This is a genomic window from Mesorhizobium sp. L-2-11 (assembly GCF_016756595.1).
Taxonomy (GTDB): Bacteria; Pseudomonadota; Alphaproteobacteria; order Rhizobiales; family Rhizobiaceae; genus Mesorhizobium.
Window position 1 is genome coordinate 4,041,056 of sequence record NZ_AP023257.1, and the last position, 19,813, is coordinate 4,060,868.

At 61.5% G+C, this 19,813-nt stretch carries 26 protein-coding genes and 1 pseudogene; 25 read left to right on the forward strand and 2 right to left on the reverse strand.

The features are described from left to right. The first annotated feature begins 6 nt into the window (after positions 1–6). The 18 genes from rpmC to rplQ all read left to right on the forward strand — a co-directional run bounded on the left by rpmC (position 7) and on the right by rplQ (position 10,074). Positions 7–207, forward strand: coding sequence for a 50S ribosomal protein L29 (gene rpmC / locus JG739_RS19320; RefSeq protein WP_202362958.1), 201 nt, complete (start codon positions 7–9; stop codon positions 205–207). 11 nt (positions 208–218) lie between these two features. Further along, on the forward strand, positions 219–458 hold the full coding sequence (gene rpsQ / locus JG739_RS19325) for a 30S ribosomal protein S17 (RefSeq protein WP_023799288.1): 240 nt from the start codon (positions 219–221) through the stop codon (positions 456–458). 71 nt (positions 459–529) lie between these two features. Then, a complete protein-coding gene (rplN, locus tag JG739_RS19330; protein ID WP_006205457.1) occupies positions 530–898 on the forward strand; it encodes a 50S ribosomal protein L14 in 369 nt (122 codons plus the stop codon). Between the two features lie 12 nt (positions 899–910). Continuing rightward, complete coding sequence (gene rplX, locus JG739_RS19335) at positions 911–1,225, forward strand: 50S ribosomal protein L24 (protein WP_013531428.1); 315 nt, start codon at positions 911–913, stop codon at positions 1,223–1,225. After that, entirely contained in the window at positions 1,218–1,796 is a 579-nt protein-coding gene (gene rplE, locus JG739_RS19340) for a 50S ribosomal protein L5 (RefSeq protein ID WP_023799287.1), read from the forward strand. The genes rplX and rplE overlap by 8 nt, the downstream gene beginning before the upstream one ends. Positions 1,797–1,823: 27 nt before the next feature. Beyond that, positions 1,824–2,129, forward strand: a complete 306-nt coding sequence (gene rpsN / locus JG739_RS19345) for a 30S ribosomal protein S14 (protein ID WP_128186828.1) — start codon at positions 1,824–1,826, stop codon at positions 2,127–2,129. A gap of 12 nt (positions 2,130–2,141) precedes the next feature. Next, a complete protein-coding gene (gene rpsH / locus JG739_RS19350; RefSeq protein WP_006205453.1) occupies positions 2,142–2,540 on the forward strand; it encodes a 30S ribosomal protein S8 in 399 nt (132 codons plus the stop codon). Between the two features lie 92 nt (positions 2,541–2,632). After that, entirely contained in the window at positions 2,633–3,166 is a 534-nt protein-coding gene (gene rplF, locus JG739_RS19355; protein WP_126042425.1) for a 50S ribosomal protein L6, read from the forward strand. 193 nt (positions 3,167–3,359) lie between these two features. Next, on the forward strand, positions 3,360–3,719 hold the full coding sequence (gene rplR / locus JG739_RS19360) for a 50S ribosomal protein L18 (protein ID WP_202362959.1): 360 nt from the start codon (positions 3,360–3,362) through the stop codon (positions 3,717–3,719). Positions 3,720–3,875: 156 nt separating this feature from the next. Continuing rightward, positions 3,876–4,439, forward strand: a complete 564-nt coding sequence (gene rpsE / locus JG739_RS19365) for a 30S ribosomal protein S5 (RefSeq protein ID WP_006333394.1) — start codon at positions 3,876–3,878, stop codon at positions 4,437–4,439. A gap of 24 nt (positions 4,440–4,463) precedes the next feature. Further along, positions 4,464–4,661, forward strand: a complete 198-nt coding sequence (gene rpmD, locus JG739_RS19370) for a 50S ribosomal protein L30 (protein WP_006205449.1) — start codon at positions 4,464–4,466, stop codon at positions 4,659–4,661. Positions 4,662–4,683: 22 nt separating this feature from the next. Next, positions 4,684–5,157, forward strand: a complete 474-nt coding sequence (gene rplO / locus JG739_RS19375; RefSeq protein WP_202362960.1) for a 50S ribosomal protein L15 — start codon at positions 4,684–4,686, stop codon at positions 5,155–5,157. Positions 5,158–5,348: 191 nt separating this feature from the next. After that, positions 5,349–6,689, forward strand: a complete 1,341-nt coding sequence (gene secY, locus JG739_RS19380) for a preprotein translocase subunit SecY (RefSeq protein WP_202362961.1) — start codon at positions 5,349–5,351, stop codon at positions 6,687–6,689. Further along, a complete protein-coding gene (locus JG739_RS19385) occupies positions 6,686–7,306 on the forward strand; it encodes an adenylate kinase (protein ID WP_202362962.1) in 621 nt (206 codons plus the stop codon). The genes secY and JG739_RS19385 overlap by 4 nt, the downstream gene beginning before the upstream one ends. A 191-nt stretch (positions 7,307–7,497) precedes the next feature. Then, complete coding sequence (gene rpsM / locus JG739_RS19390; protein WP_023799280.1) at positions 7,498–7,866, forward strand: 30S ribosomal protein S13; 369 nt, start codon at positions 7,498–7,500, stop codon at positions 7,864–7,866. Between the two features lie 139 nt (positions 7,867–8,005). Beyond that, on the forward strand, positions 8,006–8,395 hold the full coding sequence (gene rpsK / locus JG739_RS19395) for a 30S ribosomal protein S11 (protein WP_023799279.1): 390 nt from the start codon (positions 8,006–8,008) through the stop codon (positions 8,393–8,395). A gap of 100 nt (positions 8,396–8,495) precedes the next feature. Next, a complete protein-coding gene (locus tag JG739_RS19400; RefSeq protein ID WP_023799278.1) occupies positions 8,496–9,506 on the forward strand; it encodes a DNA-directed RNA polymerase subunit alpha in 1,011 nt (336 codons plus the stop codon). A gap of 136 nt (positions 9,507–9,642) precedes the next feature. After that, on the forward strand, positions 9,643–10,074 hold the full coding sequence (rplQ, locus tag JG739_RS19405) for a 50S ribosomal protein L17 (RefSeq protein WP_077377576.1): 432 nt from the start codon (positions 9,643–9,645) through the stop codon (positions 10,072–10,074). A 65-nt stretch (positions 10,075–10,139) separates the two neighbouring features. Here the strand turns inward: rplQ and JG739_RS19410 are convergent, their stop codons facing one another. Further along, positions 10,140–10,793, reverse strand: coding sequence for a hypothetical protein (locus tag JG739_RS19410; protein WP_202362963.1), 654 nt, complete (start codon positions 10,791–10,793; stop codon positions 10,140–10,142). Between the two features lie 106 nt (positions 10,794–10,899). Here JG739_RS19410 and JG739_RS19415 point away from each other — a divergent pair, with 106 nt between their 5' ends. The 7 genes and pseudogenes from JG739_RS19415 to JG739_RS19445 all read left to right on the forward strand — a co-directional run bounded on the left by JG739_RS19415 (position 10,900) and on the right by JG739_RS19445 (position 19,213). Next, complete coding sequence (locus JG739_RS19415; protein ID WP_202362964.1) at positions 10,900–12,387, forward strand: DegQ family serine endoprotease; 1,488 nt, start codon at positions 10,900–10,902, stop codon at positions 12,385–12,387. 51 nt (positions 12,388–12,438) lie between these two features. After that, positions 12,439–13,749 carry a replication-associated recombination protein A gene (locus tag JG739_RS19420; RefSeq protein WP_202362965.1) on the forward strand — a complete coding sequence of 437 codons (1,311 nt, stop codon included), beginning with the start codon at positions 12,439–12,441 and terminating at the stop codon, positions 13,747–13,749. 67 nt (positions 13,750–13,816) lie between these two features. Further along, a complete protein-coding gene (gene crcB / locus JG739_RS19425; protein ID WP_202362966.1) occupies positions 13,817–14,194 on the forward strand; it encodes a fluoride efflux transporter CrcB in 378 nt (125 codons plus the stop codon). 132 nt (positions 14,195–14,326) lie between these two features. Beyond that, positions 14,327–15,307, forward strand: coding sequence for an RluA family pseudouridine synthase (locus JG739_RS19430; RefSeq protein ID WP_202362967.1), 981 nt, complete (start codon positions 14,327–14,329; stop codon positions 15,305–15,307). An 11-nt stretch (positions 15,308–15,318) separates the two neighbouring features. After that, positions 15,319–16,234: pseudogene (locus tag JG739_RS19435) on the forward strand (DMT family transporter). 11 nt (positions 16,235–16,245) lie between these two features. Then, a complete protein-coding gene (locus tag JG739_RS19440) occupies positions 16,246–17,037 on the forward strand; it encodes an ATP12 family chaperone protein (protein WP_202362968.1) in 792 nt (263 codons plus the stop codon). A 286-nt stretch (positions 17,038–17,323) separates the two neighbouring features. After that, the gene (locus JG739_RS19445; protein WP_202362969.1) at positions 17,324–19,213 is read left to right on the forward strand and encodes an MFS transporter; all 1,890 of its coding nucleotides are present in this window, start codon (positions 17,324–17,326) and stop codon (positions 19,211–19,213) included. A gap of 187 nt (positions 19,214–19,400) precedes the next feature. On the opposite strand, the gene JG739_RS19450 is transcribed toward JG739_RS19445, so the two are convergent. Then, a complete protein-coding gene (locus JG739_RS19450; RefSeq protein ID WP_202362970.1) occupies positions 19,401–19,595 on the reverse strand; it encodes a DUF2735 domain-containing protein in 195 nt (64 codons plus the stop codon). Between the last annotated feature and the right edge of the window lie 218 nt (positions 19,596–19,813).

Genomic DNA, 19,813 nt, shown 5'->3' on the forward strand with positions numbered 1-19,813 from the left:
CTGATCATGAAAGCCGAAGACATCCGGACCAAGACCCAGGACCAGCTGACCGACGAATTGGCCAGCCTGAAGAAGGAGCAGTTCAACCTGCGCTTCCAGAAGGCCACCGGCCAGCTCGAGAAGACCGCGCGCGTGAAGCAGGTCCGCAAGGACATTGCGCGTATCAAGACCATCGCTGCGGAAAAATCCGCGGCTAAGAAGGCTTAAGGACGAAAACCATGCCAAAGCGCATTCTGCAGGGCACCGTCGTCAGCGACAAGAACGAGAAGACGGTTGTCGTCAAGGTCGAACGGCGCTTCACGCATCCCGTGATGAAGAAGACCGTGCGCATGACCAAGAAGTACAAGGCGCACGACGAGAACAACGCCCACAAGGTCGGCGATCAGGTGTTCATCCAGGAATCGAAGCCGATTTCCAAGGACAAACGCTGGACCGTCGTGTCTTCGGACCAGGCGTAAACAACGAATTTTGGACAGACCGGGGAGGGGCTTTGAGCCCGTCCCGTTAGAAGAGAAGAAGGCGGCCAGTCATGATTCAGATGCAAACAAACCTCGACGTCGCGGATAATTCCGGCGCCCGTCGTGTCATGTGCATCAAGGTGCTGGGCGGCTCGAAGCGGAAATACGCTTCCGTGGGCGACATCATCGTGGTGTCGATCAAGGAAGCCATCCCGCGCGGCCGCGTCAAGAAGGGCGATGTGATGAAGGCGGTCGTGGTTCGCACGGCCAAGGACATCCGCCGCCCGGACGGCAGCGTGATCCGTTTCGACAAGAACGCGGCCGTTCTCGTCGACAACAAGAAAGAGCCGATCGGCACGCGTATCTTCGGACCGGTTCCGCGCGAACTCCGCGCCAAGAACCACATGAAGATCATCTCGCTCGCGCCTGAAGTGCTGTAAGGAGCCGGACCAATGCAGAAGATTAGAAAAGGCGACAAGGTCGTCGTGCTGGCCGGCAAGGACAAGGGCCGTTCGGGCGAAGTCCTTTCGGTACAGCCGAAGGAAGACACCGCGCTGGTGCGCGGCGTCAACATGATCCGTCGTCACCAGAAGCAGTCCCAGTCCCAAGAGGGCGGGATCATCACCAAGGAAGCGCCGATCCAGCTGTCGAACATCGCGCTGGCCGACCCCAAGGATGGCAAGCCGACCCGCGTCGGCTTCATCTTCCAGAAGGACGGCAAGAAGGTGCGCGTCGCCAAGCGCTCGGGAGAAGTCATCAATGGCTAAGGCTCAAACCAAGCAGGCGACTGCCCAGAACACGCCGCGCCTCAAGCAGGTCTACAACGAGACCATCCGCAAGGCGCTGCAGGAGCAGTTCGGCTACGAGAACGAGATGCAGGTTCCGCGCATCGACAAGATCGTGCTGAACATGGGCGTCGGCGAGGCGACCGGCGATTCGAAGAAGCCTTCGATCGCCGCGGAAGATCTTGCACTGATCGCCGGCCAGAAGGCCGTCGTCACCCATGCGCGCAACTCGATCGCCGGCTTCAAGGTCCGCGAAAAGATGCCGATCGGCGCCAAGGTCACGCTGCGCAAGGAACGCATGTACGAGTTCCTCGACCGCCTGGTGAACATTGCGCTGCCGCGCGTCCGCGACTTCCGCGGACTCAATCCGAAGAGCTTCGATGGCCGTGGCAACTATGCCATGGGCATCAAGGAACACATCGTGTTCCCGGAGATCAACTACGACAAGGTTGATCAGATCTGGGGCATGGACGTCATCGTTTGTACGACTGCGAAGACGGACGACGAAGCCAGGGCATTGCTCAAGGCCTTCAACTTCCCCTTCCGCCAGTAACGGCAGCGAGAAAAGGAAAAATCTGAAATGGCAAAGACCAGCTCAGTCGAGAAGAACAACAGGCGCCGCAAGCTTGTGGACCAGTACGCTGCCAAGCGTAAGGTGCTCAAGGCGATCATCATGGATCAGTCCAAGCCGATGGAAGAGCGCTTCCGCGCTCAGCTGAAGCTTGCGGCACTGCCGCGCAACTCGGCCAAGACCCGCATCCGCAACCGCTGCGAAGTCACCGGACGTCCGCGTGCCTACTATCGCAAGCTCAAAGTATCGCGCATCGCGCTTCGTGATCTCGGCAACAACGGCCAGATCCCGGGCCTGGTCAAGTCGAGCTGGTAAGGAGGACATAACATGTCATTGAGCGATCCTCTCGGCGATATGCTGACCCGCATCCGCAACGCCTATGGCCGCAAGAAGTCGAGCGTTTCGACGCCGGCCTCGCGCCTGCGCACCCGCGTCCTCGACGTGCTGAAGGCGGAAGGCTATATCCGCGACTACAGCCAGACCGACTTCGACAACGGCAAGTCCGAAATCGAGATCGAGCTGAAGTATTTCGACGGTGCGCCGGTGGTGCGCGAAATCGCCCGCGTCTCGAAGCCGGGCCGTCGCGTTTACGTTTCGGCGAAGTCGATCCCGCACGTCGCCAACGGCCTCGGCATCGCCATCCTTTCGACACCGAAGGGCGTGATGGCCGACCACGAAGCGCGTGAACAGAATGTCGGCGGGGAAATCCTCTGCCAGATCTTCTGATCTGCGGCGTGATCCCGGAACGTGGAATCCGGTTTTCGAACGCATGTTCGAAAACAGAGACCTGAAACAAGAGAAGTGACGAGGACAACAAAATGTCTCGTATTGGAAAGAAACCCGTTTCGCTGCCGCAGGGCGTGACCGCGACCGTCGACGGCCAGACCGTCACGGCGAAGGGCCCCAAGGGTGAGCTGAAATTCGTGGTCAACGACGAAGTGCTGGTCAAGATGGAAGGTAGCGAGATCGCGGTCCAGCCACGCGACCAGAGCAAGACCGCCCGTTCCAAATGGGGCATGTCGCGCACGCAGATCGTCAATATTCTGCAGGGCGTCAAGGACGGTTTCGAAAAGAAGCTCGAGATCACCGGAGTCGGCTATCGCGCCGCCATGCAGGGCAAGAACCTGCAGCTGGCGCTCGGCTTCAGCCACGACGTCGTCTACGAAACGCCGCAGGACATCACCATCACCGTGCCGAAGCCGACGGAAATCACCGTGACCGGCATCGACAAGCAGAAGGTCGGTCAGGTTGCTGCCGAAATCCGCGAATATCGCGGTCCCGAGCCCTACAAGGGCAAGGGCGTTCGTTACGCTGGCGAGAAGATCGTCCGCAAGGAAGGCAAGAAGAAGTAACTTCGTCAATGGTGAATGGTGAATGGTAAAATGGCAGTAGGATAGAGCAGGAGCCGGTCGGCACTTGGCTTCTACCATTCACCATTTTTCCATTCACCATTCACCGCAAATCAACGCCGCGGGGAGCGGTCGCGGGAGGCTTGTCCTACCGCACAGGGTTGCCCCCGTTTTTTGAAGGCAAGGAACTGACATCATGGGCTCGAAAGACTCCACCCAACGCCGCGCTCAGCGCGTCCGCCGCCAGATCAAGAAGGTCGCCGGCGAGCGTCCGCGTCTGTCGGTCCACCGCACGTCGAAGAACATCTACGTCCAGGTCATCGACGACGCCAGGGGCCACACCATCGTTGCCGCCTCGACGCTGGAGAAGGACCTCAAGGGTTCGCTCAAGACCGGTGCCGACACTGCCGCCGCTGCGGCAATCGGCAAGCTGATTGCCGAGCGCGCTGCGAAGGCCGGCGTCAAGGAAGTCGTCTTCGACCGCGGACCGTACATCTATCACGGCCGCGTCAAGGCGCTGGCCGAGGCTGCCCGTGAAGGTGGCTTGAGTTTCTAAAGCATGATCCCGAACCGGAGGTTTGCGCAGCAAAAAGTTGCAGACTTTTCGGATAAGATCATGCGAAGGGAAAAATGAGTTTCGCTCCCGGCAACCCACAGAGGGAACCGGATATCATCATCAACCGTGCTTCCGGAAAAAAACAAGGAACAGGATATGGCACAGGAACGTAGGGATGGCGGCCGCGGCCGTGATCGCGAAGAGCGCGACGACGGCATGGTGGACAAGCTTGTCCACATCAACCGCGTCGCTAAGGTCGTCAAGGGCGGCCGGCGCTTCGGCTTTGCAGCACTCGTCGTCGTCGGCGACCAGAAGGGCCGCGTCGGCTTCGGTCACGGCAAGGCGCGCGAGGTGCCGGAGGCGATCCGCAAGGCGACCGAATCGGCCAAGCGCGACATGATCTTCGTGCCGCTGCGCTCGGGCCGCACGCTGCATCACGACGTCGAAGGACGCTGGGGTGCCGGACGCGTCCTGCTGCGCGCTGCCAAGCAGGGTACCGGCATCATCGCCGGCGGCCCGATGCGCGCCGTTTTCGAGACGCTCGGCATGCATGACGTGGTCGCCAAGTCGATGGGTTCGTCGAACCCCTACAACATGGTTCGCGCCACCTTCGACGCGCTGAAGAGCCAGATGCATCCCAAGGATGTGGCTGCCGCGCGCGGCATCAAGTATTCGACCCTTCAGGCCCGCCGCGGCACCGCCGTTGCGGCCGAAGAATAGTCGCGCTGACCAGGGATTTTGACCATGGCCAAGAAAGCAACCAAGACCATCACCGTCGAGCAGATCGGTTCGCCGATCCGCCGGCCGAAGGAGCAGCGCGCGACGCTGGTCGGCCTCGGCCTCAACAAGATGCACAAGCAGCGCACGCTGGAGGACACTCCCTCGGTGCGCGGCATGATCGCTGCCGTCCAGCATCTCGTCCGCGTCGTGGACGAGGGCTGAACCAGAGCGCAGGAGAACTCAGATGAAACTCAACGATCTGCGTGACAAGGACGGCGCGACGCATTCCAGGAAGCGTCTCGGCCGAGGCATCGGTTCCGGCTCGGGCAAGACCGCCGGTCGCGGCGTCAAGGGCCAGAAGGCGCGCTCCGGCGTCGCCGTCAACGGCTTCGAGGGTGGCCAGATGCCGCTCTATCGGCGCTTGCCGAAGCGTGGCTTCAACAACATCTTCGCCAAGAGCTTTACCGTCGTGTCGCTGGCCCGCATCCAGGCCGCGCTCGATGCCAAGAAGCTCGATGCCAAGACGATCGTGACCGCCGAAGCGCTGGTCGCGGCCGGCGTCATCCGCCGCGTCAAGGACGGTGTGCGCATCCTCTCCGACGGTGAGATCAAGTCGAAGCTTGCCTTCGACGTGGCCGGCGCCTCCAAGGCTGCCATCGAGAAGATCGAAAAGGCCGGCGGTTCGGTGAAGCTGCCGGAAAAGGCAGCAGCCGAGTAACGGCGATTTGAAGCGCGATCGCCAGAGGTGGGACACGTTTCGCTTTTGATTGCGCTTTGATCCGCTCAATATGGCGGCCGCGTCAACGCGGCCGCTTGCATGTTTGCAGTCCGGAGCTTATCTCGTGAGCTTCGGTGACACGCGCCGCCTGAGTTGCGGGCCATCGAGCGTGACCAAGCGGAGAATCAGGCATGGCTTCGGCTGCTGAACAACTAGCCTCGAATCTGAATTTCTCGGCCTTCGCCAAGGCGGAGGACCTGAAGAAGCGCATCTGGTTCACCCTTGGCGCGCTGCTGGTCTACCGCCTCGGCACCTATATCCCGCTGCCCGGCATCAATCCCGACGCTTTCGCCCAGGCTTTCTCGTCGCAGAGCAAGGGCGTGCTTGGCATGTTCAACATGTTCGCCGGTGGCGCCGTCGAGCGCATGGCGATCTTTGCCCTCGGCATCATGCCTTATATCTCCGCTTCCATCATCATGCAGCTGATGACCTCCGTCATCCCGTCACTGGAGGCGCTGAAGAAGGAAGGCGAGCAGGGTCGCAAGGTCATCAACCAGTATACCCGCTACGGCACCGTGCTTTTGGCGCTGGTCCAGGCCTACGGCATTGCGGTCGGACTGGAAGGCGGCAACGGCATCGTCACCGATCCCGGCATGTTCTTCCGCATCTCGACCGTCATCACGCTGGTCGGCGGCACCATGTTCCTGATGTGGCTCGGCGAGCAGATCACCGCCCGCGGCATCGGCAACGGCATTTCGCTGATCATCTTTGCCGGCATCGTCGCCGGCCTGCCGCAAGCCATCTCCGGCACGCTGGAACTTGGCCGCACCGGCGCGCTGTCGACCGGCCTGATCCTGGCGATCATCGTTCTTGCCGTCGTCGTCATTGCGCTGATCGTGTTCTTCGAGCGCGCCCAGCGTCGCCTGCTGATCCAGTACCCAAAGCGCCAGGTCGGCAACCGCATGTTCCAGGGCGACACCTCGCACCTGCCGCTCAAGCTCAACACCGCCGGCGTCATTCCGCCGATCTTCGCCTCTTCGCTGCTGTTGCTGCCGGCGACGGTCGCCGGCTTCTCGCAGACGACCGAGATGCCAGCCTGGGCCAGCACCGTGCTGGCGGCGCTCGGACATGGCCAGCCGCTCTACATGGCGTTCTATGCGGCGATGATCGTGTTTTTCGCCTTCTTCTATACGGCGATCGTCTTCAACCCGAAGGACACCGCCGACCAGCTCAAGAAGCATTCGGGTTTCATTCCGGGCTACCGTCCGGGCGAGCGCACCGCCGATTACATCGACTATGTCCTTACCCGCATCACTGTCGTCGGCGCCATTTATCTGGTGCTGGTGTGTCTGCTGCCCGAGTTCCTGATTTCAGCGACTGGCGTACCATTCTACCTCGGTGGCACATCGCTTCTGATCGTCGTCAGTGTAACGCTCGACACGGTGGCGCAGATTCAGGGTCACCTGATCGCGCACCAGTATGAGGGCCTGATCAAGAAGTCGAAGCTGCGCGGGGGGAAGAAGGCCAGATGAGGTTGATATTGCTTGGGCCGCCAGGGGCGGGCAAGGGGACGCAAGCACAAAGACTGGTAGAAAAATACGGCATACCGCAACTCTCCACGGGCGATATGCTGCGCGCTGCTGTCCAGGCCGGCACCGAAGTCGGCAAACGGGCCAAGGCGGTGATGGATGCTGGCGAACTGGTTTCCGACGCCATCGTCAACGCCATCGTCGCCGAGCGTATCGATCAGGCCGATTGCGCCGGGGGATTCATCCTTGATGGATATCCGCGAACCCTGGTGCAGGCGGACGCGGTTGAATCGATGCTCTCGGAACGCCGCCTCACTCTCGACGCCGTCATCGAACTTGTCGTCGACGACAAGGCGCTGGTTGGTCGAATCGGCAAGCGCGCCGAAGAGGCCAAGGCCGCGGGTCTGCCGGTGCGCAAGGACGACAATCCGGCGGTGTTCGAAGAGCGCCTGAAGGAATACTACAAGAAAACGTCGCCGCTGATCGGCTACTACTATGCCAAGGGCAAGCTCAGAGGTGTCGACGGCATGGCCGACATCGATGCGGTGACGCGGCAGATCGAAGCGGTGCTCACGGCTGCGACCCCAGCGGCGGCCCACGGGTCTGCGTACGCAAAATAAACGATTACGCTTGACTGGAGCGGTTCGCTGGGGTATGGCGGCCCGTCTTCCTATCAGGCATGAGGCTTGCTTGCCCGCAAGGGCAAGGCGGCCGCTTTGAACTGGAAACTCCCGCATGGGCCGGCCTCCACCGGACGCGGGGCAACTTTGATAGCGCCGGCTTGTCCGGCCCACATGGAGAAGAGAAGAACATGGCTCGTATAGCCGGCGTCAACATTCCGACCAACAAGCGCGTCGTCATTGCGCTTCAGTACATTCACGGCATTGGCAAGAGCTTCGCCCAGGAGATCGTCGACAAGGTCGGCATCCCGGCCGAGCGCCGCGTCAACCAGTTGACCGACGCGGAAGTGCTGCAGATCCGCGAGACGATCGACCGTGACTACCAGGTCGAGGGCGATCTGCGCCGCGAAGTGTCGATGAACATCAAGCGGCTCATGGACCTCGGCTGCTATCGCGGCCTGCGTCATCGCCGCTCGCTGCCGGTTCGCGGCCAGCGCACGCACACCAATGCGCGCACCCGCAAGGGCCCGGCCAAGTCGATCGCCGGCAAGAAGAAGTAATTTAGGGCAGTACGGGAGTAGGGCAGTAAGGCAATAGGATCGGCAGACATACTGCCCTACTGCCGTACTCCCCTACTGCCTTCTCCCTGGTGGAGCCGCTGGCATTACGGCGGTGTAGAGATCAACTGAAAGGACCATCATGGCCAAGGAAGCCACACGTGTTCGCCGTCGCGAACGCAAGAATATCTCGTCGGGCGTTGCCCACGTCAACTCGACCTTCAACAACACGATGATCACCATCACCGACGCGCAGGGCAATTCGATTGCCTGGTCGTCGGCGGGAGCCCAGGGCTTCAAGGGATCTCGCAAGTCGACCCCGTTCGCTGCCCAGATGGCGGCCGAGGACGTTGCCAAGAAGGCCCAGGAACACGGCATGCGCATGCTTGAGGTCGAGGTCTGCGGACCAGGCTCCGGTCGTGAATCGGCGCTGCGCGCATTGCAGGCCGCCGGCTTCACCATCACCTCGATCCGTGATGTGACGCCGATCCCGCACAATGGCTGCCGCCCGCGCAAGAAGCGCCGCGTCTAAAGAATACCGAACGCCGCGCGAACGCCAGGAGCGTTCCTCCACGGCATTCCAGGTCGCCCGCCACGATTGGATGGTGGCGGGTCAACGGAAGGAAAGCATTATGATCCAGAAAAATTGGCAGGAACTGATCAAGCCGAACAAGATCGAGTTCTCGTCGAAGAAGAAGACGCTGACCACGCTGGTCGCCGAGCCGCTCGAGCGCGGCTTTGGCCTGACCCTCGGCAACGCGCTGCGTCGCGTGCTTCTGTCTTCGCTGCGCGGCGCGGCTGTGACCGCCGTGCAGATCGACGGCGTTCTGCATGAATTCTCGTCGATCGCCGGCGTGCGCGAGGACGTGACCGACATCGTCTTGAACATCAAGGAAATCGCCATCCGCATGGAAGGTGACGGCCCCAAGCGCATGGTCGTGCGCAAGCAGGGACCGGGCGCTGTTCTCGCCGGCGACATCCAGACGGTCGGCGACGTCGAGATCCTCAATCCCGACCACGTCATCTGCACGCTGGACGAGGGCGCTGAAATCCGCATGGAGTTCACCGTCGATACCGGCAAGGGCTACGTTCCGGCTGACCGCAATCGCGCCGAAGACGCGCCGATCGGCCTCATCCCGGTCGACAGCCTCTACTCGCCGGTCAAGAAGGTCTCCTACAAGGTCGAGAACACCCGCGAGGGCCAGGTTCTCGACTATGACAAGCTGACCATGACGATCGACACTGACGGTTCGATCTCGGGCGAGGACGCGGTGGCTTTCGCCGCCCGCATCCTGCAGGACCAGCTTGGCCTGTTCGTCAATTTCGACGAGCCGCAGAAGGAAGTCGCCGCCGAGCAGGTGACCGAACTTGCCTTCAACCCGGCGCTGCTCAAGAAGGTCGACGAGCTCGAGCTTTCGGTGCGTTCGGCCAACTGCCTGAAGAACGACAACATCGTCTATATCGGCGACCTGATCCAGAAGACCGAAGCCGAGATGCTGCGCACCCCGAACTTCGGCCGCAAGTCGCTGAACGAGATCAAGGAAGTTTTGGCGGCGATGGGCCTGCACCTCGGCATGGAAGTGCCGGATTGGCCGCCGGAAAACATCGAAGACCTCGCCAAGCGTTACGAAGATCAATACTGACCGGTGAATTGAGAATGGTGAAATGGTGAATGGTCGCCGGTCGGCGACTTCGGAGAGCTTCCATTCACCATTCACTATTGACCATTCACAAAACGAAACAGCCGGGCCAACCGCCCACAACACCAGGAGAAGAGCCATGCGCCACGGATTTAAAGGCCGCCGGTTCGCCCGCAGCATAAGCCACCGCAAGTCGATGTTTGCCAACCTTGCCGTGTCGCTCATCGAGCATGAGCAGATCCTCACCACCTTGCCGAAGGCGAAGGATCTGCGTCCGATCGTCGAGAAGCTGGTGACGCTCGGCAAGCGCGGCGACCTGCACGCCCGCCGCCAGGTGATTGCCCAGATCGGTAATGAAGGCGTCGTCAAGCGCCTGTTCGACACGATCGCGCCGCGCTATGCTACCCGCAACGGCGGCTATCTGCGCATCATGAAGGCCGGCTTCCGCCACGGCGACAATGCCGCGATGGCGGTCATCGAGTTCGTCGATCGCGACACTTCGGCCAAGGGCGCCGGCGACCGTGCCCGCATCGAGGCCGAAGGCGCCGAAGAGGAAGCCGCAGCCGCATAAGCTTCGGTTTCTCCTGAGAGAGTTTAAGGGGCCCGAGGGCCCCTTTTCGTTGGAGTGGCTACCTCTTACCGAGCAAAGTTGAGGTAATCTTTTCCGCCTATCGGCCTCCAATCAATCGCATTTGTAATCTGCTCGATTGCGGGATGCGAATAGGAATAAATACTATCGATCTCCGTCCGGTGATCGATATCGCATATCAATCGGGACACAGTCACGCCCTTCAGATATTTTTCGGCGTCCCGATCTTCGATGTAGTCAGTATCAACGCGGAAATAAATCTGAATGGAACCCGCGCAGATGTTCAGCTCGATGTAGTCCCTCGATGCGGTGTAGAAGACCATAGCTTCTTCTGGTGTCCACAGGCTCGCAGCCAGGAATTCCGATGGCTTTGTTCTGCTGTTGAACCCATCCATCGAAAGAGCAAATTGGTCCGTTATGCGTTCGGTGTTGCCGCGAATGGCGTGCACATCTTCGATCTGAAACCAATCCAATTCGTATGGCGGGTCTTTGTCAAACGAGACCTCAAGCTTCCCATAAAACCAATAATCGGGCACCGTCTCCGCATACTCGGTCAGCCAGCCGTCCGGCGCACCAAGCTCTTTGGCAATTTCGATCATTTTCATACCGGGGGACACAGGCCCCAAAGTGCCGGTCTTCAAAAAGTCACGGAATGAAACGAGTTGTTTTTTCATGAGGGCCGACAAGCTTTCCAGTTTCAAGCTAACCTATAGCTGCTTTGCTATCCAAATAATTGGATTACATCGCCTTAGCCTTTCATTTTGCACAATCGTCGGGACAATGGCGCCCGAACCCGGAGGATTCGGAATGCGCGTAAAACGGACGTCCCTTGTTCTGCTCTGCGCCTTGATGGCGGCGGCAGTCGTGCCGGCCTCCAGGCAGGCGCTGGCTCAGGACACCAAGGCCGATCCCGGTCTGTCCGACGTGCTGACCGACATGTTGCGCGGCGCCGAAGGCGAAAATGCCACCTCCGGTCCAGACAAGCGCGTGCCGTTCGGCCGCGAGGAGATGCAACTGTCGTTTGCACCGCTGGTCAAGCAGACGGCGCCGGCCGTGGTCAATGTCTATGCCTCGCAAACGGCCAGGCTGAGGTCGCCCTTCGACGGCGATCCGTTCTTCGAAGAGTTCTTCGGCCGTTCGCAGCCGCGTGCGCAGTCTTCGCTCGGCTCCGGCGTGCTGGTCGACCCGACCGGCATAGTGGTCACCAATTTCCACGTCATCAAGGACGCCGATCAGGTCAAGGTCGCCACCGCGGACGGACGTGAATTCGACAGCAAGGTGCTGCTCAAGGACGAGACGCTTGACCTCGCCGTGCTCAAGATCTCCGCCGACAAACCATTTCCGGTCGTCGCCATCGGCGATTCTGACGCGCTCGAGGTCGGCGACCTGTTGCTGGCCATCGGCAACCCCTTCGGTGTCGGCCAGACCACCACCAGCGGCATCGTTTCGGCGCTTGCCCGCAGCCACATCGGCGTTTCCGATTCCAGTTTCTTCATCCAGACTGACGCCGCGATCAATCCCGGCAATTCCGGCGGTGCGCTGATCAACATGGGTGGCCAACTGGTCGGCATCAACACGGCGATCTACAGCCGCAGCGGCGGCTCGATCGGCATCGGCTTTGCTATTCCCTCCAACATGGTTCGCGCTTTTGCCGATGCGGCCAAGGCCGGGCGCGACTTCTTCGAGCGGCCGTATATCGGCGCCGAATTCGAGCGCGTGACGCCGCAAATCGCCGAATCGCTCGGTCTCGAGACGCCGACCGGGGCGCTGGTTTCGTCCGTCGACGAGAAAGGGCCAGCGGCCAAGGCGGGGCTCAAGGCCGGCGACGTCGTGCTGTCGCTCAATGGTACGCCGGTCGAGAGTATCGAGGCGCTGGATTACCGGATGGCGACGCTGTCGATCGGCACCAATGCCAGCTTCGCCGTTCTCAGCAAAGGCCAGCAAGCGGCGATGGACATCGCGCTGGAGCGTGCGCCGGAAGGTGCAAAACTCGCGGAAGTGACACTGCGCGGTCGCAGCCCGTTCTCCGGCGCCAAGGTCGCGGAACTGTCGCCGCGGCTCGCCCAGCGGCTCGGCATTCGCACCGACGTCAAGGGTGTTACGGTGATCGACATCAATCGCGGTTCGCCCGCAGCCGGTTTCGGCTTCCAGCCGGGCGACATCGTTCGCGAGGTCAATGGCTTGACCATCGATACCGCCGCGACCCTGGAACAGGCAGCCATGCAGGAGACGCGCTGGTGGCGCTTTACCGTCGAGCGCGGCGGGCAGATACTGCGCCAGGTGTTGCGTTACTGAGCCCGAGTGTCGATCCTTCGGACGAGATCGCGCTCCAACGAAAAGACGTGCATGGCCGATCTGTTCAGTGTCGATGAACCGGAAAAGGCGCCGCCCGGCAGGCCGCTGGCCGACCGCCTGCGCCCGCAGAACCTCGGCGAGGTCGTCGGCCAGGAGCATCTGACCGGACCCGACGGCGCGCTGACGCGGCTGATCGGCTCCGGCTCGCTCGGCTCGATGATCTTCTGGGGGCCGCCCGGGACGGGCAAGACCACGGTCGCGCGGCTGCTTGCCGGCGAAACCAGCCTTGCGTTCCAGCAGATATCGGCGGTGTTTTCCGGTGTCGCCGACCTGAAGAAAGTGTTCGAGGCGGCGAAGCTGCGCCGCACGAACGGCCGTCAGACGCTGCTCTTCGTCGACGAGATCCATCGCTTCAACCGCGCCCAGCAGGACAGTTTTCTGCCTGTGATGGAAGACGGCACCGTCGTCCTGGTTGGCGCCACCACCGAAAACCCGTCCTTCGAACTGAACGCGGCGCTTCTGTCCCGCGCCCGCGTGTTGGTCTTCCATTCGCTCGGTGAGGACAGCATCGCAAAACTGCTGGCGCGGGCCGAGGAGACCGAGGGCAGGGCGCTGCCGCTAGACGACGAGGCGAGGGCGATGCTCGTCCGCATGAGCGATGGCGATGGCCGTGCGGCGCTGACGCTGGCAGAAGAGGTCTGGCGCGCCGCCAAGTCAGGCGAGGTGTTCGGCGCCGAGGGCCTGCAGCGCATCGTCCAGCGCCGCGCGCCGATCTACGACAAGGGCCAGGACGGCCACTACAATCTGATCTCGGCGCTGCACAAATCGGTGCGCGGCTCGGATCCGGATGCGGCCCTCTATTATCTCGCCCGCATGTTCGACGCCGGCGAGGATCCGCTCTATCTCGGCCGCCGCCTGGTGCGCATGGCGATGGAGGATATCGGGCTGGCAGACCCGCAGGCGCTGGTCATCGCCAATGCCGCCAAGGACGCCTACGACTATCTGGGCTCGCCGGAGGGCGAGCTCGCCTTCGCCGAGGCCACCGTCTATCTCGCCAGCGCGCCCAAATCCAACGCCGTCTACACCGCCTTCAAGGCCGCTACACAGGCGGCGAAGGAGTTCGGCTCGCTGCTGCCGCCCAAACACATCCTCAACGCGCCGACCAAGCTGATGAAAGAAGAAGATTACGGCGCCGGCTACCGTTACGACCACGACGAGCCTGACGCTTTTTCCGGACAGGATTATTTTCCGGAAAAGATGGGCCGCCGCACATTCTATGATCCGCCCGAGCGCGGTTTCGAACGTGATATCAGGAAGCGGCTCGACTATTGGGCGAAGCTGCGCGGCGAGCGGAAAAAGTAGGCTCGCGCTACTTTCTCGCTCAGGGGCAGGGATTGACCGAGCCACCCTGCAAGGGCAGTAAACGGCGATGATCAATCTCCTCCTCGTTGCCGCGGGCGGCGCTATTGGCGCCGGGCTCCGGCACGTCGTCAATTTCGTCGCGCTGCGTCTTGTCGGCCCGAGCTTTCCCTGGGGCACGATGGCGATCAACATTGTCGGCTCTTTTGCCATGGGTTTGTTCATCACGACCCTGGCGCGGCGCTACGGCGGATCGAACGAGCTTCGGCTGTTCGTTGCCACCGGCATCCTCGGCGGCTTCACCACCTTCTCCGCCTTTTCGCTCGATTTCGCGACGCTGTGGGAGCGCGGCGCGACGCTGCCGGCGTTCGGGTACGCCCTTGCAAGCCTCATTGGCGCGATCATTGCCCTGTTTCTGGGTCTTTGGCTCGCAAGAAGCCTGTCTTAATGCTATTGCCCCCGCTTACAGCACCGCGTGTCCCTTAGAACGCGCAAGGGACGTTGTAGCTTTTTGATTTGCGCATGACCCTTTTCCGAAATCGATTTCAGGTCATGCGCTGGAAACGGGTAAAACGAGACAATGGCAGGCGTAGAACAGATCACGGTGGAGGCCGGCGAGGCGGGTATGCGGCTCGATCGCTGGTTCAAGACCCATTTTCCGGGTCTTGGCTTCGGCCATCTGCAAAAGCTGCTGCGCTCCGGCCAGATCCGTGTCGATGGCGGCAGGGTGAAGGCTGATACCCGCGTCGAGCCGGGTCAGACGGTTCGGATCCCACCGCTCGAAGTCGACAAGAAGGGCGAGAGCCCGCTCACCGGTCACTCGATCCGCAACCAGGGCGACGCCGACGTTCTGGCCAAGATGCTGATCCACGAAGATCCGAAAGTATTTGTCTTCAACAAGCCTGCGGGCCTCGCCGTTCAGGGCGGTTCGGGCGTCACCCGCAATGTCGACGACATGCTGGAAGCCTGGCGCAACCAGAAGGGCGAGAAACCACGTCTGGTGCATCGGCTCGACCGCGACACGTCAGGCGTGCTGGTCGTCGCCCGCACCAGGCTCGCCGCCATGAAGCTTGCCGAGGCGTTCCGGGCGCGTGAAACCAAGAAGACCTACTGGGCGCTGGTCAAGGGCGTGCCGCCGAAGCGCGAGGACAAGATCTCGACCTGGCTGATCAAGGAGCCGACGCCCGACGGCGACCGGGTGCGCGTCGCCAAGCATGGCGAAAAGGGCGCCGACCACGCGGTGTCTTATTACCGGATCGTCGAGCAGGCGGCGCAGACCCTGTCCTGGCTGGAGATGGAGCCTTACACCGGCCGCACCCACCAGCTTCGCGTCCATGCCGCTCACATCGGCTGCCCGATCATCGGCGATCCCAAATATTTCGAGGCCGACACCAATTGGGATTTTCCCGGCGGCATGCAGAACCGCTTGCATCTGCACGCGCGCCGCATCGTCATCCCGCATCCCGACAAGGGTTTTATCGACGTCACCGCACCGATGCCGCCGCACATGCGCCAGAGCTGGAACCTGATCGGCTTCGACGACGCCAGCGCGGAGGACTAGTTCCAGTGGGTATGGCCACGGATACGCTCGACCGCCGCGACAGGGTCGACATGGCCGCCGCCGCCATCATGGTCGGGCTGACCTTTTCCTGGGGGCTGAACTACGTCGCCGCCAAGATCTCCTATGCCGGCTACGATCCGGTTTTCCTGTCGATCGCACGGTCGGTCATCGGCGGGCTGTGCGTTCTCGTCTGGTGCCGCTGGCGCGGCATTGCGCTTTTCAGCCGCGACGGAACCCTTGTCGCCGGCATTCTGGCGGGCGCGCTTTTTGGTCTCGAGTTCCTGTTTCTCTATGTCGGGCTCGAACAGACGACCGTCGCGCGCAACACCTTGCTGGTCAACACCATGCCGTTCTGGGTGCTGGTCGGCGGGCATTTCCTGCTGAACGAACGCATCACCGCGCGCCGGCTCGTCGGACTTGTGCTCGCATTCGCTGGATTGGTCGCGGTGTTCTCCGATCAGTTGAGCGCCGATAACGGTGCGACATTGACCGGTGATCTGCTCAGTCTCGGCGCCGGCATTTTGTGGGCCTTGACCTACATCGTCATCAAGCGAACGAAATTGGCGGAAGCGAGCGCCGAGAAGATGCTTCTCTATCAATTGGCCGGCGCTGCGATGGTCGGCGCCTTGGTGTTGCCTTTCGCCGGGCCGCCGGTCCGCGACTTCGCCGCTTTACCGACCTTGGCCTTGCTTTTCCAGGCGGTCTACATCGTCGCCTTCACCTATGTGCTGTGGTTCTGGCTGCCTGCGGCGCTATCCGGCATCGGGCCTGTCGAGTTTTACCTTCCTGTCGCCGGTGTTCGGCGTGCTGTGCGGCGCCATCTTCTTGAACGAGCCGCTGACCATCCGTATTTTCCTGGCACTCGGCCTCATCGCAGCCGGTCTGATCATTGTGAATCGGCCGGCCCGAAAACAGATCCCCGGATGAAAGGCTCCGGCATGCGCGATATTCTCAACGACCTCGAAGCGGGAAAGCAGCTGTCCGATCCGGATCCGGTACGCCGTGCCCAGATCCAGATGAAGACGCAGCTGCCGAAACGCTTCTACAAAGCCGTCTCGGTCGTATCGGCCGAAGCTGGTTTTGCCGTTCATCTCGATGGCAAGCCGGTCCGCACGCCGGGCAAGGCGCTGCTGGTGCTGCCGACCGAAAAAGCCGCCGCTCTGGTCGCCGACGAGTTCGCCGCGCAAGGTGAGACGATCGACCCGATGACGATGCCGGTCATGCGTCTGGTCAACACGGCCATCGACGGCGTCGCCAGCGACCCGCAGGCGGTTTTGGAAGACATCCTGCGCTTTGCCTCGTCCGACCTGCTCTGCTATCGCGCCGACGCCCCCCAGGGGCTGGTCGATCGGCAGAACGAATTTTGGGATCCCGTCATCGATTGGGCGCGGAGCGCGCTCGGCGCCCGGTTTCATCTCGCCGAAGGGGTGATCCATGTCGAGCAGCCGCGTGAGAGCATCGCAGTGCTCGGCGTTCATCTTGCCCAGCGCGCCGACCCGCTCCGGCTTGCCGCCATCCACGTCATGACGTCGCTGACGGGATCGGCTCTGCTGGCGCTAGCCGTCGATTTCGGCGAGATCGACGGCGCCGCCGCCTGGACTGCCGGCCATGTCGACGAGGACTGGCAGGCCGAGCACTGGGGCCATGACGCGGAGGCCGTCGCCCGCCGTGCCCACCGCAAGCGCGACATGATGGCCGCGGTCGGTCTCCTCGAGGCGCTCAAGGGCTGACGGCAATCGCCACCCTCATTCGTTTCGTGTTGCCATTAGAGCGACGTGCGTTCCAGTTGGACGTGCAAAGTACGCTGTAACACTTGGAAATCTATGCATCGTGCTTTCCGAAGATCGAATTCCGATGTTCGAGCCGATGCATTGGACCAAAGTCATAATCCCAAAGACGGGCTGCCTCTGGGCGGCGCTTTCTGTCACTTCTCGCGGCGATAGCTGCCCGAGTTCGTGTCCAGAGGCGACGCCGCGCAGCATCAAGCACAGCGAGATGTCACGGGAGGACGAATTCATGGCAATGGCAGCGACCGCCGGCAGAGCAAGCCGCGGAATGACGCGGGAAGAGAAGAAGGTCATCTTCGCTTCCTCGCTCGGCACCGTTTTCGAATGGTACGATTTCTATCTCTACGGCGCATTGGCGGCCGCGATCGGCTCGACATTCTTCAACTCGTATCCGGAAGCGACGCGCAACATCTTTACGCTGCTGGTTTTCGCCGCCGGATTCCTCGTGCGCCCGTTCGGCGCGCTGGTGTTTGGCCGCATTGGTGATCTCGTTGGTCGCAAATACACCTTTCTCGTCACCATCCTGATCATGGGCCTGTCGACTTTCCTGGTCGGCCTGCTGCCCGGTTCGGCAAGCTGGGGCATTGCAGCGCCCATTATCCTGATTGCGCTGCGCATGCTGCAGGGCCTGGCGCTCGGTGGTGAATATGGCGGTGCGGCGACCTATGTGGCCGAGCACGCGCCCGACGACCGCCGCGGCTTCTATACATCGTGGATCCAGACGACGGCGACGCTCGGCCTGTTCCTGTCGCTGGTCGTCATCCTTATCGTGCAAAATTCGCTGAGCAAGGAGGATTTCGCGGATTGGGGCTGGCGCATTCCGTTCCTGCTCTCAGCGATCCTGCTCGGCATTTCGGTCTGGATTCGCCTGTCGCTCGCCGAATCGCCGACATTCCAGCGCATGAAGGACGAAGGCAAGGGTTCCAAGGCGCCGCTGACGGAAGCCTTCGGCCAGTGGAAGAATGCCAAGATCGCCATTCTGGCGCTTCTCGGCCTTACGGCCGGCCAGGCCGTAGTCTGGTACAACGGCCAGTTCTACGCGCTGTTTTTCCTGCAGAACGTGCTCAAGGTCGACGGCCAGTCGGTCAACATCATGATCGCCATCGCGCTGGCGCTCGGCACGATCTTCTTCGTCGTGTTCGGCTGGCTCTCCGACAAGATCGGCCGCAAGCCGATCATCATGGCGGGTCTGGCGCTGGCGATCGTCACCACCTTCCCGCTGTTCAAGGCGCTGACCTGGGCAGCCAATCCGGCGCTCGCCACCGCGCAGCAAAACACCCGTGCGACGATTACCGCTGCGCCTGGCGACTGCAAGTTCCAGTTCAATCCGACCGGAACGCGCAAGCCTCTGACGTCGTGCGATATTGCGACGGATTTCCTCGCCAAGAGCTCGGTGCCCTATGACATCGTTACGACAGCGGCGCCGGGGACTGCGGCCAGTGTCAAGATCGGCACCGAAACGGTGGCGTCCTATGATGCCGTGGCAGCCGCAGACAAGGCAACTTCAAGCGACGCCGCGTTCAAGAAGGCAATCAACATTGCGTTGCGGGACGGCGGTTATCCGCTGAAGCGTGCTGCGGCCAAGGTCGCCGACCAGAAGCTTGACGCCTTCGTCGCGGCCAATCCGGAACTGAAGCTCGACGCCGCCGCAATCCGCGCCGGCGACAAGACGACGGTTGCGGCCGACCAGGCGGTCAAGGACAAGCTGCTGACGGCCGATGAGGCCGCGGCGGGAGCGCCCGAGATCACCGTCTACAGCGTCCCGGGAGCAGGCGCCTTTGCGATGTTTGCCGACCCTGAACAGGTCAGCTGGGCAAAGGTCATCGGCATCCTGTTCATCCTGGTCCTTTACGTGACCATGGTCTACGGACCGATCGCCGCGATCCTGGTCGAGATGTTCCCGACCCGCATCCGCTATACCGGCATGTCGTTGCCCTATCACATCGGCAATGGCTGGTTCGGCGGCCTGCTGCCGGCGACGGTGTTCGCGCTCAGCGCCTACAGCGGCGATATCTATTATGGCCTCTGGTATCCGGTGGTGATCGCGGCGATGTCGCTGGTCATCGGTACGATCTTCGTCAGGGATACGCTGGGAACGGACTTGCACGCCAAGACCTGATCCTCGGCCGAGCAATTCCAGGAAAAGTGTGAAACGGTTTTCCGTCCGGAATTGCGCATAAACAAGAGTTAGAGCGGTTCGGCGTTTCCGTGAAACGATGAACCGCTCTAACAGCAAAAATGCAAAGCCCGGCGCGAGCGATCGCGCCGGGCTTTTGCAATTCGTCAAAGCGATGCGGAGGAAAGGCTTAGCTCTTCCGCTCCTGTTTTTCTTCCTCGATGGCCGCCTCGTGGTACCAGCCGCTTCCGAAATCCGTACGGTTGCGCAATGAAGCAAGCTCTGCCGCGAACTTAGCCTTTCCGCTTAAATTTGAGGCAGAAGCGCGCGCTGCCACCGGGAACATCAGGATTTTGGCCGACTGACGGGTAGGAGTGATTTCCATAGTCGGTCTCCCTTCTTTTCCAGAGCCTTGCCGATTCAATCTTTCCCGAAGATAGGTTCTGCATTCGAGTTAGGCAATATGATTATAAAAAGATCAGTATCTGCCTGTTATTTATGCAGAACATGCTTGTGATTGATCCGGACGCATTGCGATTACGCGGCACCGGATTTGTTGGGATGCGGCGTCACTTTTGCCGCATCCTTGGCCCGCTGAAAATG